The sequence below is a fragment of the Streptomyces sp. LUP47B genome (assembly GCF_001746295.1).
Taxonomy (GTDB): domain Bacteria; phylum Actinomycetota; class Actinomycetes; order Streptomycetales; family Streptomycetaceae; genus Streptomyces.
On record NZ_MJAH01000022.1, the window covers coordinates 43,376 to 65,079 of the forward strand.

16 protein-coding genes and 2 pseudogenes are annotated in these 21,704 nt (G+C 70.9%); 9 read left to right on the forward strand and 9 right to left on the reverse strand.

Going from position 1 to position 21,704, the window contains the following annotated elements; genetic code table 11:
• Positions 1 to 6 precede the first annotated feature (6 nt).
• Positions 7 to 1,188, reverse strand: coding sequence for a PP2C family protein-serine/threonine phosphatase (locus BFN33_RS43180; RefSeq protein WP_069765693.1), 1,182 nt, complete (start codon positions 1,186 to 1,188; stop codon positions 7 to 9).
• 169 nt (positions 1,189 to 1,357) lie between these two features.
• On the opposite strand from BFN33_RS43180, the gene BFN33_RS43185 reads away from it, so the two are divergent.
• Positions 1,358 to 2,587, forward strand: a complete 1,230-nt coding sequence (locus tag BFN33_RS43185; protein ID WP_088245509.1) for a GNAT family N-acetyltransferase — start codon at positions 1,358 to 1,360, stop codon at positions 2,585 to 2,587.
• 7 nt (positions 2,588 to 2,594) lie between these two features.
• On the opposite strand, the gene BFN33_RS43190 is transcribed toward BFN33_RS43185, so the two are convergent.
• Together BFN33_RS43190 and BFN33_RS43195 are read right to left on the reverse strand one after the other, a co-directional pair.
• On the reverse strand, positions 2,595 to 3,404 hold the full coding sequence (locus BFN33_RS43190) for an Fpg/Nei family DNA glycosylase (RefSeq protein WP_069765695.1): 810 nt from the start codon (positions 3,402 to 3,404) through the stop codon (positions 2,595 to 2,597).
• Between the two features lie 163 nt (positions 3,405 to 3,567).
• Entirely contained in the window at positions 3,568 to 4,053 is a 486-nt protein-coding gene (locus BFN33_RS43195) for a ribose-5-phosphate isomerase (protein WP_069765696.1), read from the reverse strand.
• A 204-nt stretch (positions 4,054 to 4,257) separates the two neighbouring features.
• Here BFN33_RS43195 and BFN33_RS43200 point away from each other — a divergent pair, with 204 nt between their 5' ends.
• Positions 4,258 to 5,685 carry an amino acid permease gene (locus BFN33_RS43200; protein WP_069765697.1) on the forward strand — a complete coding sequence of 476 codons (1,428 nt, stop codon included), beginning with the start codon at positions 4,258 to 4,260 and terminating at the stop codon, positions 5,683 to 5,685.
• On the opposite strand, the pseudogene BFN33_RS43205 reads toward BFN33_RS43200, so the two are convergent.
• Positions 5,682 to 6,951 (reverse strand): annotated as a pseudogene (locus tag BFN33_RS43205) (RNA-guided endonuclease InsQ/TnpB family protein). The gene BFN33_RS43200 and the pseudogene BFN33_RS43205 overlap by 4 nt on opposite strands.
• Before the next feature lie 2,579 nt (positions 6,952 to 9,530).
• Positions 9,531 to 10,343, reverse strand: a pseudogene (locus BFN33_RS43210) (serine/threonine-protein kinase); the annotation flags it as partial.
• Positions 10,344 to 10,582: 239 nt separating this feature from the next.
• Between BFN33_RS43210 and BFN33_RS43215 the strand changes: the two are divergent.
• The gene (locus BFN33_RS43215; RefSeq protein ID WP_069765698.1) at positions 10,583 to 11,311 is read left to right on the forward strand and encodes an LPXTG cell wall anchor domain-containing protein; all 729 of its coding nucleotides are present in this window, start codon (positions 10,583 to 10,585) and stop codon (positions 11,309 to 11,311) included.
• Between the two features lie 106 nt (positions 11,312 to 11,417).
• Here BFN33_RS43215 and BFN33_RS43220 read toward each other — a convergent pair whose 3' ends face one another.
• Positions 11,418 to 11,993, reverse strand: a complete 576-nt coding sequence (locus tag BFN33_RS43220) for a biotin transporter BioY (RefSeq protein ID WP_069765699.1) — start codon at positions 11,991 to 11,993, stop codon at positions 11,418 to 11,420.
• A gap of 421 nt (positions 11,994 to 12,414) precedes the next feature.
• On the opposite strand from BFN33_RS43220, the gene BFN33_RS43225 reads away from it, so the two are divergent.
• The 6 genes from BFN33_RS43225 to BFN33_RS43250 all read left to right on the forward strand — a co-directional run bounded on the left by BFN33_RS43225 (position 12,415) and on the right by BFN33_RS43250 (position 18,662).
• Entirely contained in the window at positions 12,415 to 13,638 is a 1,224-nt protein-coding gene (locus tag BFN33_RS43225) for an ROK family transcriptional regulator (RefSeq protein WP_069765700.1), read from the forward strand.
• A gap of 154 nt (positions 13,639 to 13,792) precedes the next feature.
• Positions 13,793 to 14,860 (forward strand): ABC transporter substrate-binding protein, encoded by a 1,068-nt coding sequence (locus BFN33_RS43230; RefSeq protein WP_069765701.1) that lies wholly within the window; start codon positions 13,793 to 13,795, stop codon positions 14,858 to 14,860.
• On the forward strand, positions 14,857 to 15,705 hold the full coding sequence (locus tag BFN33_RS43235) for an ABC transporter permease (protein WP_069765702.1): 849 nt from the start codon (positions 14,857 to 14,859) through the stop codon (positions 15,703 to 15,705). Before BFN33_RS43230 ends, BFN33_RS43235 begins: the two co-directional genes overlap by 4 nt.
• Positions 15,681 to 16,406 carry an ABC transporter ATP-binding protein gene (locus tag BFN33_RS43240; RefSeq protein ID WP_069765703.1) on the forward strand — a complete coding sequence of 242 codons (726 nt, stop codon included), beginning with the start codon at positions 15,681 to 15,683 and terminating at the stop codon, positions 16,404 to 16,406. Before BFN33_RS43235 ends, BFN33_RS43240 begins: the two co-directional genes overlap by 25 nt.
• The gene (locus BFN33_RS43245) at positions 16,403 to 17,740 is read left to right on the forward strand and encodes an LLM class flavin-dependent oxidoreductase (protein ID WP_069765704.1); all 1,338 of its coding nucleotides are present in this window, start codon (positions 16,403 to 16,405) and stop codon (positions 17,738 to 17,740) included. Before BFN33_RS43240 ends, BFN33_RS43245 begins: the two co-directional genes overlap by 4 nt.
• Positions 17,741 to 17,765: 25 nt before the next feature.
• The gene (locus BFN33_RS43250; RefSeq protein ID WP_069765705.1) at positions 17,766 to 18,662 is read left to right on the forward strand and encodes a TauD/TfdA family dioxygenase; all 897 of its coding nucleotides are present in this window, start codon (positions 17,766 to 17,768) and stop codon (positions 18,660 to 18,662) included.
• A 67-nt stretch (positions 18,663 to 18,729) separates the two neighbouring features.
• On the opposite strand, the gene BFN33_RS43255 is transcribed toward BFN33_RS43250, so the two are convergent.
• Genes BFN33_RS43255 through BFN33_RS43265 form a run of 3 tightly spaced genes read right to left on the reverse strand, consistent with a single transcriptional unit; the run spans position 18,730 to position 21,621 of the window.
• Positions 18,730 to 19,506 (reverse strand): SAM-dependent methyltransferase, encoded by a 777-nt coding sequence (locus tag BFN33_RS43255; RefSeq protein WP_069765706.1) that lies wholly within the window; start codon positions 19,504 to 19,506, stop codon positions 18,730 to 18,732.
• A 12-nt stretch (positions 19,507 to 19,518) separates the two neighbouring features.
• Complete coding sequence (locus BFN33_RS43260; RefSeq protein WP_069765707.1) at positions 19,519 to 20,142, reverse strand: histidine phosphatase family protein; 624 nt, start codon at positions 20,140 to 20,142, stop codon at positions 19,519 to 19,521.
• Positions 20,143 to 20,190: 48 nt separating this feature from the next.
• Positions 20,191 to 21,621, reverse strand: a complete 1,431-nt coding sequence (locus BFN33_RS43265; RefSeq protein WP_069765708.1) for an FGGY-family carbohydrate kinase — start codon at positions 21,619 to 21,621, stop codon at positions 20,191 to 20,193.
• Between the last annotated feature and the right edge of the window lie 83 nt (positions 21,622 to 21,704).

Here is a 21,704-nt window from a genome sequence, read left to right on the forward strand (position 1 = left end):
TCCTGGTCAGCGCGGAACGGCCTGGGCCGTAGGGCCTTCCCGGCAGATCAGCAGCAGCGCGCGGTCGTCGTTGACGTCCTTCGCGACCGCCTCGATCAGGTGCCACGCGGCACCGTGGAAGCCGCCCGCCACATAACGGTCGGCCTCGCCCGTCAGGCGGTCGATGCCCTCCACTATGTCCCGGTCGGACGTCTCGACCAGTCCGTCGGTGAAGAGCATCAGCACGTCACCGGGCCGGAGCGAGCCCTTCACCGGGTCGAACTGGGCGCCGTCGTAGACCCCGAGGAGCGGGCCCTCCGCGGCCTTCTCCTCCCACCGGCCGCTGCCCGCGCTGAGCTGCAGCCCCGGCGGATGGCCGGCCGAGTAGAGCTCGTAGTCGCCGGAGTCGAGGTCCAGGACCAGGTGGATCGAGGTCGCGAAACCCTCGTCCCAGTCCTGGCGGAGCAGGTAGCCGTTCGCGGCGGGCAGGAAGGCGTGCGGGGGCAGCGAACCCAGCAGGCCGCCGAACGCCCCCGACAGCAGCAGCGCACGCGAGCCCGCGTCCATGCCCTTCCCGGAGACGTCCGTCAGGACGACCTCCATCGTCCGGCCGCCGTTGGTACGGGCCGCGACGACGAAGTCACCGGAGAACGACTGCCCGCCCGCGGGACGCAGCGCCATCTCCCGGTGCCAGCCCTGCGGCAGCAGCGGCAGCTTGCTCTGCACCCGGATGCGCTCCCGCAGGTCGAACAGCATGGTGCCGCCGCGCCGCCAGGGCACACCGACCCGGCTGCGGAACTGGGCGATCAGCAGGCCGAAGAAGCCGCAGGCGGCCACGACCAGGACCACGCCCGGGGTGACCCGGGACGGCCCCTCGGTGTACGGCCCCAGTTGCACCGACTCCACGATCAGGGCCGTCGCCGCCGCCGCGTACAGGCCGAGCAGGCTCGCCGGGCGCAGCAGCAGTCCGCCGGCGACGATCGGCAGGACCAGCGCGGCCGGTGAGCACCACACCGAGTTCATCAAAGTAATGGCCGCGATCACCGGGACGGTCATCAGCAGACCGGCCAGCGCGACCCAGTCCGAGCCGTCGCCGCGGAAGTAGTCCACGGCACTTCTGCGCAGGCCGACGCGGACCCGGTGCCACTGCATCCTCAACCGGGCCGTGAACGTCTCGGCTTCCGCGCGCCGCTCTCGTCCTGCTGCCATTAGTTCGGGACCTTATCCGTCGAACCCCCTGCTTGGCACAGGAGGTACGACTTGTCCCCCGTGCGAGGTTCAACTTCACAGTCTCCGGCGGGCCGTACGCGCCCCGGTCCGCGACGGGTACCGGGGAAATTCCCTCGCTCGTCCCGCAATGCCCTGGTAGGCATGGTTCATGGGGACTGACTTGCGGGTGCTTCGGCAGGACGAATGGGACGAGTGGTACGGCAACCTGATCCGCGCCTTCGGCGGGGTCCCGGAGTCGGCCGACGAACGGGAGCTGTGGCGTGAGCTCACCGAGCGCGACCGCTCCATCGGCGCCTGGGACGGCGAGCGGTGCGTGGGCACGGCGGGGGCGTTCGGCTTCCGGATGACCGTGCCGGGCGGCGCCTCCGTGCCCACCGCCGGCGTCACCATGGTGGGCGTGGCCGGCACGCACCGGCGGCGCGGGGTGCTGACCTCGATGATGCGGCGCCAGCTGGACGACGTACGGTCCTGGGGCGAGCCGCTGGCCGTGCTCACGGCCTCCGAGCCGGTGATCTACGGCCGGTTCGGGTACGGCGCCGCCACCTACCACGTCAACGCCGACATCGACACGACCCGGGTGCGGCTGTCCGTGCCGCCCGGCACCGACGACGTACGGCTGCGGTACGCGGCGCCCGCCGACGTGCTCGACGCGTGCGAGGCGGTGTACGCCCGGCTCGTGCCGGGGCGGCCCGGGATGATCGCCCGGGTCCCCGGCTGGGAGCGGCTGTGGCTGCTCGACCCGGAGAGCGACCGGGGCGGCGCCTCACCGCTGCAGTGCGTGGTCGCGGAGCGGGACGGGGAGGTCGTGGGGTTCGTGCGGTACCGGGTCAAGGCGGACTGGGAGCCGGCCGGGCCCAAGGGCACGGTGATGGTCTCCGACCTGGAGGCGCTGGATCCGGCCACGCACGGCGCGCTGTGGCGGTTCCTGTTCGACCTCGACCTCACCTCGCGGATCGACGTGCGGCGGCGGCCTGTTGACGAGGCCTGGCAGTACCTCGTCTCCGACGTCCGACGCTGTTCGCTGCTGGTGCGGGACTCGCTGCATGTGCGGCTGGTGGACGTCGGGGCCGCGCTGGAGGCGCGGACGTATCAGACGCCGGTGGACGTCGTGTTGGAGGTCGAGGACTCCTTCTGCCCCTGGAACTCCGGGCGTTGGCGGCTCAGCGGGGACGCGAAGGGCGCGTCGTGCGACCGTACGACGGACCCGGCCGATCTCGCCCTGTCCGTAAAGGAGTTGGCGGCGGCCTATCTCGGCGGCGTGAGCCTCGCCTCGCTGGCGGGGGCCGGGCTGGTGCGGGAGCTACGGCAGGGTGCGCTGGCCGAGGCAGCGGTTGGCTTCGGGTCGGCGGTGGCGCCCTGGCTGCCGCACGGGTTCTAGGCCCCGCTCAGGGTCTCTGGCAGGCCGGGCACCAGAAGAGGTTGCGGGCGGCGAGATCGGCGGTGCGGATCTCGCCGCCACAGATGTGGCAGGGCAGGTCGGCCCTGCGGTACACGTAGACCTCGCCGCCGTGGTCGTCGACGCGCGGCGGGCGGCCCATCGCCTCCGGGGTGTGCTCGGGGCGGACGGTGTCGATGCGGTTGTTCCGCACGCCCTCGCGCATGAGCTCGACGAGGTCTGCCCAGATCGCGTCCCACTCGGCGGGGGTGACGTCCTTGCCCGCGCGGTACGGGTCGACGCGGTGCCGGAAGAGGACCTCCGCCCGGTAGACGTTGCCCACGCCCGCGATGACCTTCTGGTCCATCAGGAGGGCGGCGATCGTCGTACGGCTGCGGGAGATGCGCCGGTACGCGTCCCGCGGGTCGGCGTCCTCGCGGAGGGGGTCCGGGCCGAGGCGGTCGTGTATCGACCGTTTCTCGGTGGGGGTGATCAGGGCGCAGGTCGTGGGGCCGCGGAGGTCGACGTACGCCGTGGTGTTCGCGAGGCGGAGACGGACCGTGTCGGTGGGCGGGGGTGCGGGCGCCGCGCCGAAGGTGACCTTGCCGAAGAGGCCGAGATGGATGTGGACCCAGTCGGTGTCGCGGAAGCCGAGGAAGAGGTGTTTGCCGTGGGCCTCGGTGTGGGTGAGTTCGGCGCCGGTGAGGAGGGCGGTGGCGTCCGAGAACTTGCCCTGGGGGCTGGTGACGCGGGGTTTCGTGCCGGCGAAGGCTTCGGCGTAGTCCTGTGCCAGGCGGTGGATGGTGTGCCCCTCAGGCACGGTGGCTCCTTCTTCGGCTGCGGGTGGGCGGCGGCCCGGAGGTTTTTCGCCCCCGCCGCCCCTACCCGTCCCGTCCTCCAGGGGCTGCCGCCCCTTCGACCCGCTCCCAAGGGGCTCCGCCCCCTGGACCCCCGCTCCTCAAACGCCGGAGGGGCTGGTTTTGCTACTGCTGGGGGTGGTGTGCCGGGATCGGGGGCAGGTCGCCCGTCGTCTCGTAGTCGGACAGCATGTCGATGCGGCGCTGGTGGCGCTCGTCGCCCGAGAACGGCGTCGCGAGGAAGGTCTCGACGAACTTCGTCGCCTCCTCCGTGGTGTGCATGCGAGCGCCCACCGCGATGACGTTGGCGTTGTTGTGCTGGCGGCCCAGCGACGCGGTCTCCTCGCTCCAGGCGAGGGACGCCCGGACGCCCTTGACCTTGTTCGCCGCGATCTGCTCACCGTTGCCGGAGCCGCCGATCACGACGCCGAGGGCCTCGGGGTCGGCGGCCGTGCGCTCGGCGGCGCGGAGGCAGAACGGCGGGTAGTCGTCCTGGGCGTCGTAGATGTGGGGGCCGCAGTCGACCGGATCGTGACCGGCCGCCTTGAGCCAGTCGACGAGGTGGTTCTTGAGTTCGAAGCCCGCATGGTCGGAGCCGAGATACACGCGCATGGGATGAGTGTGACACGGCTGTTTCGGGGCAGCAGCCCCGGGTGTCGGCCAGGAAAATCGTGAACCCGACAATGGAACCTCAAGCAAACCTCAAGTAACAATCTGGATTCAAAGGTTCACGAACTTCTTCGCCTCCGATTCACTGGACCGACCCGTACACCGCTCGTACGGGATCCCCACACCCGGCACGAAGGAATTCCCCGTATGACTGGTCTCCAGGCCGGACTCAAGAACCGTCACCTCTCGATGATCGCCATCGGCGGTGTCATCGGAGCGGGCCTTTTCGTGGGCTCCAGCTCCGGTATCGCCACCGCCGGACCGGGCATCCTGCTGTCGTACGCGCTCGTCGGCACGCTGGTCGTCCTCGTGATGCGGATGCTCGGTGAGATGTCCGCCGCGAATCCGAACTCCGGCTCGTTCTCGGCACACGCCGACCGGGCGCTCGGGCGCTGGGCCGGTTTCTCCATCGGCTGGCTGTACTGGTTCTTCTGGGTCGTCGTGCTCGCCGTCGAGGCGACCGCCGGTGCCAAGATCCTCGAAGGGTGGATACCCGCCGTACCGCAGTGGGGATGGGCGCTGATCGTGATGGTGGTGCTGACCGCCACCAACCTCGTCTCCGTCGGGTCCTACGGCGAGTTCGAGTTCTGGTTCGCCGGCATCAAGGTCGTGGCGATCGGGGCGTTCATCGTCATCGGTCTGCTCGCCGTGTTCGGCGTCCTGCCCGGCGTCGACGCCGACCAGGCGGGGCTCTCCAACCTGACCGACCACAGCGGCTTCCTGCCCAACGGGCCCGGCGCCATCCTCACCGGTGTCCTGCTCGTCGTCTTCTCCTTCATGGGCAGCGAGATCGCGACGCTCGCCGCCGGTGAGTCGGAGGACCCGCAGCGGGCCGTGACCAAGTCGACCAACAGCATCATCTGGCGTATCGCGGTCTTCTACCTGGGATCCATCTTCGTCGTCGTCACGCTGATCCCGTGGGACTCCAAGTCCATCCAGGACAACGGTTCCTACGTCGCCGCGCTCGACTCCCTCGGGATCGCGCACGCCGGTCAGATCATGAACTTCATCGTGCTGACCTCGGTGCTGTCGTGTCTCAACTCCGGTCTCTACACGGCCTCCCGGATGGCCTTCTCGCTCGGCGAGCGGGGCGACGCGCCCAAGGCGTTCGCGCGGGTCAACGGCCGGGGTGTGCCGATGGCCGCGATCCTCGCGTCGGTGGTGTTCGGCTTCGTCGCCGTCTTCTTCAACTACCTCTCCCCCGACAAGATCTTCCTCTTCCTCGTCAACTCCTCCGGTGCCGTGGCCCTGTTCGTGTGGCTGGTCATCTGCTTCTCGCAGCTGCGGATGCGGAAGATCATCCAGGCCGAGGAGCCGGAGAAGCTGGTCGTGAAGATGTGGCTGTACCCGTATCTGACCTGGGCGACGGCCGCGTTGATCGTGTTCGTGCTCGGGTACATGCTGACCGACACGGAGCACGACGGGCGGGAGACCGTGCTGCTGTCGCTGCTCGTCGCTGCGGTGGTGCTGGTCATCGCCGTAGTCAAGGAGAAGGTCGGGCGCGGGCGGGCGACCGCCGCCTCGGCCGGTGGGGTGACGGACAAGGTCTCCGTCGGGTCAACTACGCAGCGCTAAAGCGCCGGGCTTGCACAACGGGCGTCACTGGCGGTGATGCTGCGTTTGCGTCCAGTCCCGCCCCGGAGTGTCCGGGGCGGGGCAGGGGCCGTTGACTGGGCCCCGCGTCGCCACAACTCCCACGCTCTGGCGCGGATGTTGCGGGAGCTGTTGCGGTCTGCGTGATCAACGAATCCGCAGTTCCGGCACGCGAACCAGGCTTGCGAGACCCGGTTCGCCTGGTCGATGTGGCCGCATTCGGCGCAGGTGCGGGAGGTGTACGCCGGATCGACGTGCACCACCGGCACCCCCGCCCGGCGGGCCTTGTACGCGATGAACTGCCCCAGCTGGTGGAAAGACCAGCTGGAGTGAGTGGCCCTCCCCCACTGCCTAAAGGGCGTGGGAGGTACCCCCAGGCTTGCGAAGCCGTACCCGCTCGCGGATGCCCGTCAGATCTTCCAGGGCGATTCCGCGACCGGTGCGTTCTGCCTCGGCCACCACATGTTTCGCGATCTTGTGGTTGATGTCCTTCGCTCGTCGTGCTTCCTTGCGCCGCCGCTTCCTCAGCCGGCGCTTGGCGGACGGGGTGTTCTTCCTCTGCAGCTTCTTACGCAGGCCGCGCTCACGGGCGCGGATCCGGTTGAGCTCGCGCCCGGCCATGATCTCGCCGTCCGAGGTCGTGGCGATGTTCACGATGCCCAGGTCGATCCCGAGAAAGTCCACCGGCTCGGTGTTCAAGGGTGCTTCGGGCACCTCGCAGGTGGCGTTCAGGAACCACATGCCGTCCCGCTCCAGCAGGTCGGACTCACCCCTGCGGTACAGAGCCAGGGTGGCCAGCTGCTCCGCAGAGACGGTGAACGCCACACTCTTGACCCGCCCGCCGGTGGTCCAGATCGATACCGTGCGGCCGGGGATTTGCCAGGACAGCATGCGGTCGTCGTAGGGCTGCGCGCCCTGCGGGCGGAAGACGACCGGCTTCTCGGCCGCCCGGCGGTAGCGCTTGGAGCCGGGCCTGCCGAGGTTTCCGGCCCTCAGGTTCCCCTTCAAGGTGGCGTACGCATCACAGGTCTTCTTGATGACGTGCTGGGCTGCCTGCGCGCCCAGCCCCCAGCGCGACTTGACGGTGTCATAGGTGTGTCGGCGCAGGGCGAAGTTCTTGAACTCACCGCGCGCGAAGGCCACCTCGCTCACCCAGGAGGCGGCCTCGTTGCAGGCGTGCAGGGTCGCCTCCAGTGCCGCCGCCTGCTCGGGCGTCGGCAGCAACTTGACCTGCACCACCAGCTTCACAAGCACCGAACGTACACACCCGCACGACAGCCCACCGCACGTTCGAAGTTGATCACCCGAACGAGTGATACACGGTCGCATGCCGCACCAGAGACCCGGCCGCTCCGCGGCTGGTCAGACATCATTGCGCTGCGGCGCCTTGCCCAGGATGCGATTCCTACGCCCGGGGTTCCTCGCGCGAAACAAGCTGAACAGGCCTGGGACCGGGGCCCCGTGGTGTATGCCGCGGGGCCCTTCTCGTGTGCATTGTGCGTTCACAGCACGGTGAAGCTGTCCTTCACCTTCTCGTACGTCTTCAGGGCCTGCGTCTCGGTGTCCGGCTGGTACCAGGTGTTGATCTGGTACGACTTGTCGCCCACGTTGAAGCCGAGCAGCCGGGCGTGCCAGGGGATGCCGCCGAGGGTGAAGGTGTACTCCCACACGACGGCGGGGTGATCCCGGAACGTCGTCTCCTCCAGGCGGATCTTGGCGTAGTCCTGGCCCTGGTGGGCGTTCTGCTCGGAGGTCCGCCAGGTCTCCATCAAGTCCCCCCGGGCGAGGGAGGACTTGGCCGCGAGCTCCTGCTTTCCGTCCGGCGAGGTGTAGTGGACCTCCGCCCCGGTCTTCACGTCCCGCCGCCAGCCGGTGGGGGTCGCCCACGCGAACCCGCCGGCCTCCTCGTGTGCGCCGGGCGGGAGCGAACGGGGGCGGGAGGTGCCCGCGACGGTGGAGGACGGGGTGCCGGCCGGGGTGGAGGCGCCGGATTCCGGGGCGGAGACGGAGGCGGCGCCCGAGGCGGACGGGGAGCCGCCCGCCTTGTCGTCACCGGGCGAGCCGGAGCTGGTGGCGAGGATGATCGCGACCACGGCGACACCTGCGGCGACCGTGCTTCCGGCGGCAACCAGGGCGGTTCGGCGGCGGCCGCGGTGGGGGGTGCCGGGGCGGGCGGGGCCGGGGGGTTCGCCCGAGGGCATGCGGTGGGGGTGGGGGCCGAGGATCAGGGCGGGGGCGTGGTCCTGACCGTCGGTGGAGCTGGGGTCGGTACGGAGGTTGGCAGCGGGGCTGTCGGTGTGGGAGGTGCCGGTGCCTGCCGTGGTGCCCGTGGCTCCCGGCCCGGACGCAGGGCCGGGAGCGGGGTGTGGGTCGGGTACGGCCTGCTCGCCTCGGATCAGGGAGACTCCGGGGCGGGAACGGCGGTGGGCGGCGGGTACCGGGCCGACCCGGGTGGGGGCGGAGGCCGCGCGCGTGGGAGTGTCCCGGGTCGGTGCGTCCGGCATCGGATAGTGCTCCGTGGGGACGCCCGCCAAGAGGGAGTCCTGCGTGGGAGCGCCGGCGAGGGGCGTACTGGCCGTGGTGGCACCCGCACGCAGTGCGGCTCCCACCGCGCTCCCGGACGGCGTCTCCGACCTCACCTCCGAACGCTCCTCGGAGGCGGCCTCGCTGGAAGCACTGGCGACACGGTCGGGCGAGAACGGCTCGGCGGGGATGAGGGGTTCGGGCTCCGCTGCCACGGCCTCGGCGAACGCCGGGAAACCGTCCGACGGCGTGCCGGAATCCCCGTCACCGGCCACACCCGCGAGGACGAACCCCGGCGGCACGGCGTCCGACGGCTCCACAACGGCAGGCTCACGCACCGATTCACCTACGGCCGCCCCGGCCACGTCGGCAACGGGCTGAGCCCCCTTGACCTCGTCGTCACCCACGTCCGAGGAGACACGCTCGCCCACCGGCTCACCGGCAACGTCGGCAACCTCGGCAACGGGCTGAACCCCGTCCGACGGCGTGCCCGTGCCCTCGTCAACATCCGCGCCCGAGAAGGCGTGCCCGACCGGTACGGCATCCGACGGCTCCACCACAGCAGGCTCGTCTACGGCCGCCCCGGGTCCCGTCTCCGGCTCCGGTACCCGCGGATCCCGCACCGCCCGAGCTCGCTCCGCGACCGGCGTCGTCTCCGACGTCTGCGCCCCGTCATCCCGCCCGGGCCCCGCCACCTGAGCAGAGTCCGCCTGTCCTACAGCCGGCGCCCGCGCAGAATCCCCTCGGCCGACGCCCCACGCACCCGCAGAGTCCACCCCACCCGCATCCGGGGCCCCCGCAGAACGGCCCGCACCCGGCACTCCCCCCGAATCCCCTCGGCCCGTACCCGGCGCGCCCGCAGAGTCCACCCCACGCGCACTCGGCGGCCCCGCAGAGTCCACCCGGCCCGCACCCGGCACTCCCGCCGAATCCCCTCGGCCCGTACCCGGCGCCCGCGCAGAGTCCACCCTCCCGGGGACTCCCGACCGAGGCTCCCGGTCCCCATATTCTTCTCCTGCCGGCCGCCCCCGCTCGGCCCCGGCCCCGTCACCCCGTCCCGGCCCCGCCGCCTGCGCAGAATCCACCGGTCCTAAAGCCGACTCCCGCGCGGAGTCCTCTCGGTCCGCAGCCGATGCCCGCGCAGGGTCCACCCCACCCGCACCCGACACCCGCGCAGACTCCCCTTGGGCCGGGTCCCCCTGCCGACGCTCGCCCTCGCCCCCGGCCTCGCGCCCGTGCCCCTCCGCCCCCCGCTGCTCGCCCGCCTCGTCGGTGTCTCCGCCCGGCCCCCGCCGCTCACCCGGTTCCGCCGGGCCGGCGTCGTCCCCCGGACCCATCCTCAACGTCGGTGTGGGCGCCGGGAACGCCACCGTCTGAAGGGCCGACTCCACGTCGTCCAGGTCCGGGCGTATCGAGGGGTCCTTCTCCAGCAGGGCCGCCAGGATGTCGGTCAACGGGCCCGCCACGGCGGGGAGTTCGGGCTCCTCGTAGAGGACGGCGTGCAGCGTGGCCAGGGTGGTGTCGCGGGAGAACGGGGAGCGGCCGCCCAGGGCCGCGCACATCGTCGCTCCCAGGGACCAGATGTCCGACGGCGGTCCCTGGGGGCGGCCGGAGACCCGTTCGGGGGCCATGTAGTCGGGGGAACCGACGAGCATGCCGACCATGGTGAGCGCCTTGGCGTCCTGCATGGCGGCGATGCCGAAGTCCGTCAGCACGATCCGGTGCCCGGCGCGATCGGCGGACTCCACCAGGACGTTGCCGGGTTTGATGTCCCGGTGCAGGACGCCCCGCGCGTGGACCTGGCGGAGCGCCTGCACCAACCCCAGGCCGAGGAGCGCCGTTTCGCGCGGGCCCAGCGGGCCGTCTTCGACCGTCATCCGTTCCAGGGAGCGGCCGTTGACCAACTCCATGACGATCCACAGTCGTTCGCCCTCGTCCACCACGTCGTAGACCCGTACGACGTTCGGGTGGTCGATCCGGGCCGTGGCCCTGGCCTCGCGCAGGGTCCGTTCACGGCGGGTGCGGGTGTCCTCCGCGTCGAGGCCGTCGATCCGCATCTCCTTGACCGCGACCTGCCGGTCGAGCATCTCGTCGGCGGCTCGCCACACCCGCCCCATTCCCCCCTGGCCGATACTTTCGACCAGGCGATAGCGTCCTGTCACCAGGAGCCCTGGAACTCCGCCACGCCTCGCATTTCCCGTGTCTCCCGTATTCCCCGGCAATCCGCTGCACCCCCTCAACGATGCCCCGACTGGAACACAATGGTCACACTTCGCGCCGTACCAGCATAGTGCGGAGAAATCTTGTGGTACCTCTTCAAGTACTGCGAATTCAGGCGCAGCCAAGGGGGACGAACATGAGTTCTCGTCGTATGACGACCATTGCCGGATCGCTGGTCACGGCAGCTTTCTCGACGGTGATGATCTTTTCCGTCACCGCGAGCGCGGACGAGGGACCCGCAAGCAGTAAGGGGGGAAAGGCCGTTGACGAGGCACCGGCGGGCGTGAAGCTGACGACGACACTGCCCGGGACGATCTCCGTCGACAACAGCTCGCAGAAGACCGACCTCACGGCCACCGTGAAGAACGACGGGAGCAAGGACAGCGGAAAGATCAGGCTTTTGGTCGTCGGTTTCGACGGCATGACTGTCAAAAACGTTCAAGGCTGCTCTCCGATGGAAGAAAAGGATCTGCCGGAGGGCTCGAACAGTGGTTTCGTCTGCCCCGTCGACAATCTCGCGGCCGGTAAGTCGAAGTCGTACGCCGTCGACGCGACATTCGATCTCAAGAAGACCGGAAAGATCTGTCTGCCGGTGCAGACCGGCGACGGAAAGAAGACGTTCTGGCAGCAGGGACCGGTTCCCTTCGGTACGACGAACCCGTCGCCGAACGCCCCGGCCACCCCGCTACTGCTGGGCACCGACAACAAGCCGGTGGCACCCGGCGGCGACACGGCGGGCGAGCTGCCCAAGACCGGTGTCGGGCGGGACCTGCTGCCGCTCGGGGCCGCGGGCGCCTCGCTGATGGCGGCGGGCGTGGCCGGGCTGTGGTGGTCGCAGCGGCGGCCGCGGCACACCGCCTGCTGACCCGGAGCGCATAACCAATGGAGGCATGACCTGACAGAACTGTCAGGTCATGCCTCCACGATGTCCGGCATGAACTCCTCGGCCGACGACGAAGTCGGCAGGTGCGTCAGCGCTTGACGAGCTTCCAGGCGGTGGGGAGCACGCCCATCGCCAGAGCGGCCTTGAGTGCGTCACCGAGCAGGAACGGGGTGAGGCCGGCCGCGATCGCGGCGGAGGCCGACAGGTCGGCGGCGTAGGCGAGGTAGGGGACGCCGACGGCGTAGATGATCGCCTCGCCGACCAGCATCGTGCCCGCCGTGCGCAGCAGTGAGCGGTCGGCACCGCGGCGGGCCAGGGCGCCGACGGCGGCGGAGGCGAGGATCATGCCGAGGATGTAGCCGAAGGAGACGGAGATCCCGGAGGTGCCCTGGGCGAACCACGGCAGACCCGCGAGGCCCGCCAGCGCGTACAGGGCGAGGGAGGCGACGCCGCGGCGGGCGCCGAGGGTCGTGCCGACGAGCAGCGCGGCGAAGGTCTGGCCGGTCACCGGCACCGGGGAGCCCGGCACGGGGACGGAGAGCTGCGCGGCGAGGCCGGTGAGCGCGGCGCCGCCCACCACGAGCGCGACGTCCCGGACGCGGGAGGCGGGGATCAGGTCGGCGAGGACCTGGCCGGTGCGAACGGGGGCGACGGCGGTGCTCATGGGGACTCCGCGAGGGTGTGAACGGCGAGGGACATCGTGACGCTATCCCGGCGTCCTCCGGCCGATCACCGTCAACGGTCGACAAAGCCTGGAACGGGAGCTTGGTGGGCTCCCGACAAAGAGTGTCGGTTACACCGGATGCGGCGTGACCCCTGTCACTGAGGTGAGGTGGCCGGGGCTACAGCGGCTCTGTTCACCCCGCTGTGGGGAATCGCCAAACGAATCCTAGTGGCCTGGTCGGATTCACCCTTCCTGACCTACTCTTCACTCATGGTCGCCCAGTCCCGGTACTTCTCCTCGCGTCGCCACGTCGATCTGCGACGTGTGGGCACGGCCGTCTGTCGCCGTCCGGCGTGAGGCGGGCTCCGGCGCGCCTCATCCTCCGAGACGTGTCGGCCCCCGTTCCCGAGGACGGTCTTCCATGCCCCGTACCGAGGCATCCCCTGTCACCCCGACCCCCATGTCCCGGCGCCGGACCAGCGCCAGCGTGGTCCTGCGATCCGTGCTGGAGCACGGCCCGGTGGCCCGCAGCACCATCTCCCGGCTGACCGGGCTGTCCCCGGCCTCCGTCACCGACCACTGCGCCCGCTTCAGCGAGCTCGGCCTGATCCGCGAGTCGGCCGCGCCCCGGCGGTCGAACGGCGTGGGGCGCCCGCACGTCCCCGTCGACCTGGACGACTCACGGTTCGTGGTCGGCGGCGTGCACGTGGCGGTGCCGTACACCACGGTCGCGCTGCTCGATCTGCGCGGCCGGGTGCTGGCGCGCCGCGAGCTGAAGCACGAACACACCGACCCCGAGCCGGTGTTGGCGCGGGCCGCGGAGGCGCTCGGGGCCCAGCTGGACGCCGCCCGCGGCTGCCGGCCGCTCGGCGTCGGCGTGGCCGTCGGCGGCTGGGTGGACCGGGACTCCGGGACCGTCGTCGAGCACCCCCTGCTGGGCTGGCACGAGGTGCCGGTACGGGAGGTGCTGGGCGCCCGCACCGGGCTGCCGGTCCATGTGGACGGACACGCGCGGGCGTTGGTCAACGCCGAGCGGCTGTTCGGGCGGGCGCGCGGCAGCCGGAGCGTGCTGCATCTGTTCGTCGGCAACGTGGTGGACGCGGCGTTCGCCACCAACGACGAGGTGCACCACGGGCCGCGCTCGCAGGCGGGCGCCATCGCCCATCTGCCGGTGCCGGGCGGCACCGAGCCCTGCGACTGCGGCCGGACCGGCTGCCTCCAGGCCGAGTTGAGCGAGCGGACGCTGTGCCGGCGGGCCCGGCGGGCGGGGGTCATCGAGGGCAACAACCCGATGCATGTGGTCGCGGCGGCGGCCGCCGGGGTTCCGGAGGCGGAACGGCTGCTGGTGGAGCGTGCGGGTGCCGTCGGACGGGCCGTACGGCTGCTGCTGGACGTGCTGAACCCGGAGACGGTCGTGGTGACCGAGATCGGTGTCATGCACCGGCAGGACTGCCTCGCCGCCCTGCGCGAGGGGGTCGGCAGCGCACGCGCGACGTCCGTGATGCCGACGGGTTTCCCGGATTCCGTGCTCGCCGTGGCGGGCGGTGCGGTGGCCCTCGACGTGCTCTACCGGGATCCGCTCACCCTCTCCCACCTGAGCGGAATTAATTCAGAAACGCCGAATGTTGACAGGGCCTCCGCATGACCGCGAACATCCTGTTCATGAGCCCGCACCTGTACTGTCGCACCCTTTGTTGCTGACACGCTGCCCCGCGTGACGCGCTCATTTCCCCTGCGTTGACTTTCCTTCTTCGTGCTTTCCCCTGCGCTGTTCCGGCGCTGATTCCGGGAGCTCTCCCATGCCTGTTTCCCGCACGTCCGGCATTGACCGGCGTCTGTTCCTCTCCTCGATCCTCGGTGCCGCGGCCGGCGTCGCCGGGCTCAGCGGCTGTGCCGGAAGCAGTGCCGCCGCCGACAGCAAGGACGCCCTGTCCGCCCCGCTCGCCGCCAAGGTCCCGGCGGGTACCAGCCTGAAGATCGCCTCGTATCTCGGCACCCAGCAACTCCAATTGAAACTCGGCAAGTTGGGGTCACTTCCGTTCAAGGTGTCGAGCTGGGCCAATATCGCCGCAGGGCCCGATGTCATCAACGCCTTCCGCGCGGGCTCACTGGATGTCGCCACCAACGCGGGTATTCCGCCGATTCAGGCGCACTACCAGGGATTCGACGCGAAGATCGTCGCCATCAACATCACCCGCAAGCCGAGCTATGTCTTCGCCACCAAGCCCGGCAGCGACATCCGCACGGTCGAGGACTTCAAGGGAAAGCGGCTCGCTTTCTCTCAGGGCCAGGCCCAAGGAGTGGTCCTCCTGCGGGCGTTGAAGAAGGCCGGCATCGCGTACGACGACGTCAGGCTCGTCCCGCTGACCAGCAACCAGTTCTTCACCGCTCTGCAGTCGGGCCAGGTGGACGTCGCGCCGCTCGCCAACAGCCAGGCGCCCTCCTATCTGTCGCAGTACGAGGCCAAGGGCGCCCACGCGGTCACCACCGACGTGGTCGACCTGCTCACCCTGCTGTGGGCGCCGACCTCCGTGCTGGCCGACTCCGCGAAGGCCGCCGCAGTCGCCGCCTACATCCCGTACTGGGCCAAGGGCCAGGTGTGGGCGTACGAGAACCCCGACATCTGGAACGAGGAGTTCTACGTCAAGACGCAGAACCTGACCCTCCCGCAGGCCAAGGCGGTCACCGCACTCGCCAACAAGCCACTGTTCCCGCCGAGTTGGAGCGAGGCGATCAAGTGGGAGCAGGAGACCGCGGATCTGCTGGCGGAGGGCGGCTTCGTGAAGAAGTTCGACGTGAGCACGCTCTTCGACCACCGCTTCGAGGGCATCGCCGCGAAGGCCGTGGCCGCGGAGTACCGGAGGTGAGCGCCGTGACCACGACCGAAGCCGCCGTCACGGTCGCCCCGGCCAGGGACACGCCCCAGGTCCGCAGGCGTCGCAGGCTCTCCCCCGGCAGGCGGCTGCCCGCCGCCCGGCTCGCCGGACCGGTTCTCCTCCTCGCCCTGTGGGCCGCCGCCTCCGCCGCCGGACAGCTCGACCCGGCCGCGATCCCGGCACCCTGGACGGTAGTGAAAACAGGCGCCCATCTGTGGACCGACGGGACCCTGCCCACCGACATCCTGACCTCGCTCCAGCGGGCCGCGACCGGCTTCGTGATCGGGCTCGTCGCCGGGGTCGTGCTGGCCCTGGCCTCCGGTCTCAGCCGGACCGGCGAGGCGCTGATCGACGGGACGGTCAACCTCAACCGGGCGATCCCTACTCTCGGTCTGATCCCGCTGTTCATCCTCTGGCTGGGCATCGGCGAGACCTTCAAGGTCGCGATCATCGCGATCGTCGTCTACATCCCGATCTATCTGAACACCCATGCCGCGCTGTCCGGCATCGACCACCGCTTCGTCGAACTCGCCGAGGTGCAGGGGCTGTCGAGGTTCGCCTTCGTGCGGCAGATCGTCGTCCCCGGCGCGCTGCCCGGATTCTTCGTGGGTCTGCGGCTCGGCGTCACCGGCTCCTGGCTGGGCCTGGTCGTCCTGGAGCAGATCAACGCCACGAGCGGACTCGGCTACATGATGTTCCAGGCCCAGAACTACGGCCAGAGCGATGTGATCCTCGTCGGTCTCGTCGTCTACGGCGTCTTCGGCCTGGTCTCCGACAGCGCGGTCCGTCTCGTCGAACGGAGGGTGCTGTCATGGCGACGCACACTGAGCAGCTGACCCGGGTCGCCGTCCAACTCCGGGGCCTGACACGGTCGTTCGACGGACGTACGGTCCTGGACGGCATAGACCTCGACATCCCGGCCGGACAGTTCGTCGCCCTGCTCGGGCACAGCGGCTCCGGCAAGAGCACGCTGCTGCGGGCGGTGGCGGGGCTGGACCACGAGGTCGTGGGAAGCGGCCGGCTCACGGCTCCCGAACGGGTGTCCGTGGTCTTCCAGGACTCACGGCTGCTGCCCTGGCGGCGGGTGCTGGACAACGTCCTGCTGGGCACGGACGGCGAGGAGAGAGGCCGGGAGGCACTCGCCGAGGTGGGTCTCGAAGGCCGCGAACGCGCCTGGCCCAACGAGCTCTCCGGCGGCGAGGCCCAGCGCGCCGCTCTCGCCCGCTCCCTGGTCCGCGAGCCCGAACTCCTGCTGGCCGACGAGCCGTTCGGAGCCCTCGACGCGCTGACGCGCATCAAGATGCACGCGTTGCTGCGGGAGCTGTGGAAGCGCCACCAGCCGTCCGTCCTCCTCGTCACCCACGACGTGGACGAGGCGATCGTGCTCGCCGACCGGGTGCTCGTACTCGAAGAGGGCCGCATCGGCCTCGACCTGACCATCGACCGCCCGCACCCGCGTTCGTACCGGGACCCCCTGCTGGGCGAGTACCGGGAGCGGCTGCTGGCCGCGCTCGGTGTGACGGAGGACCACGCATGACCACCGGACAGCTCCACCTCAACGCGTTCCTGATGAACACCGGCCACCACGAGGCCTCCTGGCGCCTCCCCGAGAGCGACCCGTTCGCGCACGTCTCGCTCGACCACTTCGTCCGCCTGGCCCGGATCGCCGAGCGCGGCACCTTCGACTCGCTCTTCCTGGCCGACGGGCCGCAGTTGTGGAGCAGCCTCGCCCAGCGGCCCGCAGGTGCGCTGGAGCCGCTCACCCTGCTGACCGCGCTGGCGACGGCCACCGAGCACATCGGGCTGATCGCCACCGCCTCGACCTCCTACAACTCCCCCTACAACCTGGCCCGGAAGTTCGCCTCGCTGGACATCATCAGCGGCGGCCGGGCGGGCTGGAACATCGTCACCACCGCGGGCAAGGAGGCCGCCCGCAACTTCGGTCTGGAGCACGAGCCCGCGCACGCGGACCGGTACGCCCGGGCCGGCGAGTTCCTCGACGTGGCCCTCAAGCTCTGGGACAGCTGGGAGGACGACGCGATCACCGGCGACAAGGCCGCCGGCGTCTGGGGCGACGACACGAAGATCCATCCGCCCCGGCACCAGGGGACGTACTTCAGCGTCGAGGGCGCGCTCAACGTGCCCCGCACTCCCCAGGGTTACCCCCTGCTCGTGCAGGCGGGCTCCAGCGAGGACGGCAAGGCGTTCGCGTCCCGGTACGCGGAGGCGGTGTTCACCGCCCAGCAGACCATCGAGGACGCCCGGGACTTCTACGCCGACCTCAAGTCCCGTACCGCCGCGGCCGGCCGGGACCCCGACCACATCAAGGTGCTCCCCGGCATCGTCCCCGTCATCGGCGCCACGGAGGCCGAGGCGCTCGCGAAGGAGCGGGAGCTGGAGGACCACATCGTGCACCACCACGGCGTGGCCAACCTGGAGCGGCTGCTGCAACTCCCCCTCGGGACTTTGGAGTTGGACCGACCGCTCCCTTCCGACCTGCCTCCCGAGTCCGCCGTGGAGGGCGCCAAGAGCCGCTACACGCTCGTCGTGGAGCTGGCCCGGCGCGACCGTCTCACCGTGCGGCAGCTGATCGGGCGGCTCGGCGGCGGACGCGGCCATCTCACCTTCGCGGGTACGCCCGAGCAGGTCGCCGACGCCATCGAGACCTGGTTCACGCAGGGCGCCGCCGACGGCTTCAACATCATGCCCCCCGTCCTGCCGTCCGGCCTGGAAGCGTTCGTCGACCACGTCGTCCCGATCCTGCGCACCCGCGGCCTGCTCCGCACTGAGTACGGGCCGCGGCAGACCCTGCGGCAGCGCTACGGCCTCCCGCGCCCCGCGAACCAGTACGCCCAGCCCGTCCACGCCTAGAGTCCACGCCCAGAAAGGACCCTCCATGTCCGGTATCGAGATCCGCAAGGTCACCGCCCGCATCGGCGCCCATGTCTCCGGCGTCGACATCTCCAGGCCGCTCGACGAGGAGGCGGCCACCGCCCTCCGGGACGCCCTCAACGTCCACAAGGCGCTGGTCTTCAGTGACGTGAACCTCGACGACGGGGGCCAGCAGGCCTTCGCCCGGCACTTCGGCGAGCTCACCACCGCCCATCCGACCGTGCCCGCCGTGGACGGCGCCCCGAACGTCCTGCCCGTCGACAGCGAGGGAGGGCGCGCCGCCAACAACTGGCACACCGACGTCACGTTCGTCCTCAATCCGCCGCAGGCCAGCACCCTGCGCAGCCTGACGATCCCGCCGTACGGCGGCGAGACGCTGATCGCCAACTCGGCCGCCGCGTACCGGAATCTGCCGGAGCCGCTGCGCCGGCTGGCCGACGGTCTGTGGGCCGAGCACACCAACGACTACGACTACGCCGTACCGGAGGAGGCGCTGGACGAGGAACAGGCCGCCCGGCGTGCCCAGTTCACCTCGATCAAGTTCCGCACGGCCCATCCGGTGGTCCGGGTGCACCCGCTGACCGGTGAACGCGGTCTGTTCATCGGCGGGTTCGCGCAGCGGATCGTGGGTCTGTCGGTGGGTGAGTCCCGCAAGGTCCTCGACCTGCTCCAGGCGTATGTGACCCGGCCGGAGAACCTGTTGCGGCACCGCTGGTCGGAGAACCAGCTCGTGCTCTTCGACAACCGCATCACCCAGCACTACGCCGTCGACAACTACGACGGTCTGCCGCGCCGGCTGCACCGGGTGACCGTCGCCGGGGACGTGCCGGTGGGCATCGAGGGCAAGGAGAGCTACTCGATCGAGGGCGACGCATCGCACTACTCGGCCGTAGCGGCGTAGTCACAGAGACGGGAGGCCCCCGAGAGGACGTGACTCGCGGGGGCTTCCCATGTGACCCGTCGGCTTCTCAGGCCTTTCGTCCCACACCCCCGTGCTGGCCGATCGGGGCGGGGGACGTGTCGCCGTCCGGGCGCCACAGCGGGACCGACACCACGCCCGGGTCCACCAGCTCCAGGCCCTCGAAGAACGCCTCGATCTTGTCGACCGGACGCAGGAGGTAGGGCACCGCGCCGGTCTCGTTGTAGGCGTCCTGGGCCTGCTCGTAGTCCGGGTCGGTGCCGCGGGAGCCGTCGTTGACGCACAGGTAGCTGCCCGAGGGCAGGCCCGCCACCAGCCGGCGGACCAGGTCGCGGGCCAGGTCGTAGTCGGTGACATGGCCGAGGATGCCGCTGAGGATCAGGGCTGTCGGACGGGTGAGGTCCAGGGTCCGGGAGGCCGCCTCCAGGATCTTCTCCGGCTCGTAGAGCGTCAGGTCCTCGTACGCCGTCTCGCCCTCCGCCGTGGAGGTGAGCAGGGCACGGGCGTGGGCGAGGACCAGCGGGTCGTTGTCCACGTAGACGATCTTCGATTCGGGGGCGAGACGCTGGGCGACCTCGTGGGTGTTGTCGACCGTGGGCAGCCCGGTGCCGACGTCCAGGAACTGGCGGACGCCCGCCTCCTCGACCAGGTACCGGATGCTGCGGCCGAGAAAGGCGCGGCTGCTCCGGGCGATCGTGACGATGCCGGGGAAGACGGCCGTGTAGGCGTCGCCGGCCGCCTCGTCGACGGGGTAGTTGTCCTTGCCGCCGAGCCAGTAGTTCCAGATCCGGGCCGAATGCGGCACCGAGGTGTCGATCTCCATCATGGACCCATCGTGCTACGACCTGTCCGGCTCGCACGGCACATTGAGGGAGAGAAGTGCGGCGGATCCGTGGTTGTCGAGGCGGAGTTCGGTGATCGCCGCGTTCCGCAACCGCGGGAACACTCTGCGGTACTCCCCGAGCGGGATCGACAGCAGCGTGCACAGCACCAGCCGCAGCAGGGTGTTGTGGGCGACGACCAGGACGCGCTCGTCGGGATGGGCGGCGGCGATGCCGCGCAGGGCGCCGGCGCCACGGGCGGCGGCTTCGAGCGGGTCCTCAGCGCCGGGGAAGGGGTACGTCACCGGATCCGCCCGGAACGCCTCGGCCGCGTCGGGGACCTCGGCGGCGAACTCCGCGAGGGTACGGCCCTCCACCACCCCGAAGTCGCACTCCCTGAGGGCGGGTTCGCGGTGCGGGGTGACGCCGAGGGCACGACAGGCGGGGTCGGCGGTGGCGATCGCCCGCGAGAGGGGGGACGTCCAGATCGCGTCGGGACGGTGTACGGCGGCCCACCGGCCGAGTGCCTCCGCCTGGGCGCGGCCCTCGTCGGTGAGCCCGATGTCGCTCACCCCCGCGTAACGGTTCTCGGCGTGCCAGATGGTCTGTCCGTGCCGGGCCAGCAGCAGGGTCGTGCTCATGTGGGTGCGGTCTCCAGGTTCTCTGCGGTCGGTCACGGTCGTTCGTCGTCAGGATGCTGTGCTGTCCTGGTCGAGCCGGGCGCGCGCATGGGCCGCCACCTGCGCCGAAAGCCAGCCGCGCGCGGTGAGTTCGCCGACGAGACGGGCGTACGGGTCGGCGAAGAGGGCCGTGCGGCCGGGGCGCGGGCGCACGACCGTGCGGATGCGGACCATGTGCTCGGCGGCCTCCGCCAGCGGGGTCCCGGTGGCGCCGTGCAGCGCCAACGCGGCCATTCCCAGGGCCGGTTCGGTCTGTTCGGGTACCCGGGCCGGGCGGCCGAGGATGTCGGCGCGGAGCTGGTTCCAGTACGGGCTGCGGGCCGCGCCGCCGGTGAAGGTGAGGGGGCCGTCCAGCGGGGCGCCCAGGTGGTGCAGGTAGTCCAGGCACAGACGTTCCGCGAACCCGACGCCCTGGAGGATCCCGGCCCAGCGGTCGGCGTCGTCGGCGGGGGTGCCCAGGAGGAGGGCGGTGGCGTCCGGGGCCAGGAACGGGAACCGCTCGCCCCGCGAGACCAGCGGGTACGCGACCGCGCCGGACGGCTCGAACGCTGCCGCCCGTTCGTCCATGGCCACCGGGTCCACGTCCGTGGGCAGCGCCCCCGCGCCCACGCTCGACGCCCCGCCGGGCAGCCAGGTACCGCCCGGCGCGCGGTGGTTGTAGACCACGCCGGTGGGGTCCCGCACCGGGTCCGGAGTGGCCCCCTTGAGCACGAGGGTGGTGCCGAGCACCGAGTTCCAGGATCCGTGCCGCAGGGCGCCCGCCGCGATCTGGGCCGCGCAGCCGTCGGTCATCCCGGCGATGACGGGGGTCCCGGCGGGGATGCCGGTCGCCTCCGCGGCGGCCGGGCAGACCTCGCCGAGACGGGTGCCGGGCAGGACGACGTCGGGGAGGTCCAGGGCGACATCCGGCCAGGCCTCGCGCTCGAGGTCGTAGCCCGTCTTGAGGGCATGGCTGGAATCGGTGGGCACCGGCCCGCCGACCAGCCGGGCGGTGACGATGTCGGGCTGGTGGGTGACCCGGCCCTTGCCGTGCGCGCCGACGAGCCACAGCGCCTTCGGCAGCGCCCACGTGTCCTGTACCGCGAGCCCCGCCTCCCGCAGCCGGGCCGCCTCGCCCGCGGCGCGTGCGTCGTCGTACATGAGCGCCGGGCTCGCCGGCCGTCCCTCCTCGTCCGTCAGCAGCACCGTCCCCGAGGTCCCGCACACCGCGAGCCCGCCGATCCGTACACCCGTCAGAGTGAGAAGCGCGGAACGGGACGCCGTACACACGGCCTCCCACCACTCCCCCGGATCCTGCTCGTGCCGCCCGCCCTCGCGCCGGCCGCCGAGCGGGGCGGAACCCCGGCCCCGCACGGTTCCGCCGGCCGTGACCGCCAGGGCGCGCACGCTCTGGGTGCCGAGGTCGATCCCCAGCCACACCGTCTCGTTCTCGTCTGTCATCTCTGTCATCGGGGCCTCCCACCCGCACGGGGTCTATGCGTACCCCGGACCCGCGGCTCAACATCGTGACAGTGAAGCGACGA

What these genes read in the sequence shown, in the direction of transcription:
- BFN33_RS43230 (WP_069765701.1), top strand. Translation starts at nt 13,793, where the DNA reads ATGCCTGTTTCCCGCACGTCCGGCATTGACCGGCGTCTGTTCCTCTCC.
- BFN33_RS43225 (WP_069765700.1), top strand. Translation starts at nt 12,415, where the DNA reads ATGCCCCGTACCGAGGCATCCCCTGTCACCCCGACCCCCATGTCCCGG.
- BFN33_RS43260 (WP_069765707.1), bottom strand. Translation starts at nt 20,142, where the DNA reads ATGAGCACGACCCTGCTGCTGGCCCGGCACGGACAGACCATCTGGCAC.
- BFN33_RS43245 (WP_069765704.1), top strand. Translation starts at nt 16,403, where the DNA reads ATGACCACCGGACAGCTCCACCTCAACGCGTTCCTGATGAACACCGGC.
- BFN33_RS43215 (WP_069765698.1), top strand. Translation starts at nt 10,583, where the DNA reads ATGAGTTCTCGTCGTATGACGACCATTGCCGGATCGCTGGTCACGGCA.
- BFN33_RS43180 (WP_069765693.1), bottom strand. Translation starts at nt 1,188, where the DNA reads ATGGCAGCAGGACGAGAGCGGCGCGCGGAAGCCGAGACGTTCACGGCC.
- BFN33_RS43255 (WP_069765706.1), bottom strand. Translation starts at nt 19,506, where the DNA reads ATGATGGAGATCGACACCTCGGTGCCGCATTCGGCCCGGATCTGGAAC.
- BFN33_RS43185 (WP_088245509.1), top strand. Translation starts at nt 1,358, where the DNA reads ATGGGGACTGACTTGCGGGTGCTTCGGCAGGACGAATGGGACGAGTGG.
- BFN33_RS43265 (WP_069765708.1), bottom strand. Translation starts at nt 21,621, where the DNA reads ATGACAGACGAGAACGAGACGGTGTGGCTGGGGATCGACCTCGGCACC.
- BFN33_RS43200 (WP_069765697.1), top strand. Translation starts at nt 4,258, where the DNA reads ATGACTGGTCTCCAGGCCGGACTCAAGAACCGTCACCTCTCGATGATC.
- BFN33_RS43250 (WP_069765705.1), top strand. Translation starts at nt 17,766, where the DNA reads ATGTCCGGTATCGAGATCCGCAAGGTCACCGCCCGCATCGGCGCCCAT.
- BFN33_RS43195 (WP_069765696.1), bottom strand. Translation starts at nt 4,053, where the DNA reads ATGCGCGTGTATCTCGGCTCCGACCATGCGGGCTTCGAACTCAAGAAC.
- BFN33_RS43220 (WP_069765699.1), bottom strand. Translation starts at nt 11,993, where the DNA reads ATGAGCACCGCCGTCGCCCCCGTTCGCACCGGCCAGGTCCTCGCCGAC.
- BFN33_RS43240 (WP_069765703.1), top strand. Translation starts at nt 15,681, where the DNA reads ATGGCGACGCACACTGAGCAGCTGACCCGGGTCGCCGTCCAACTCCGG.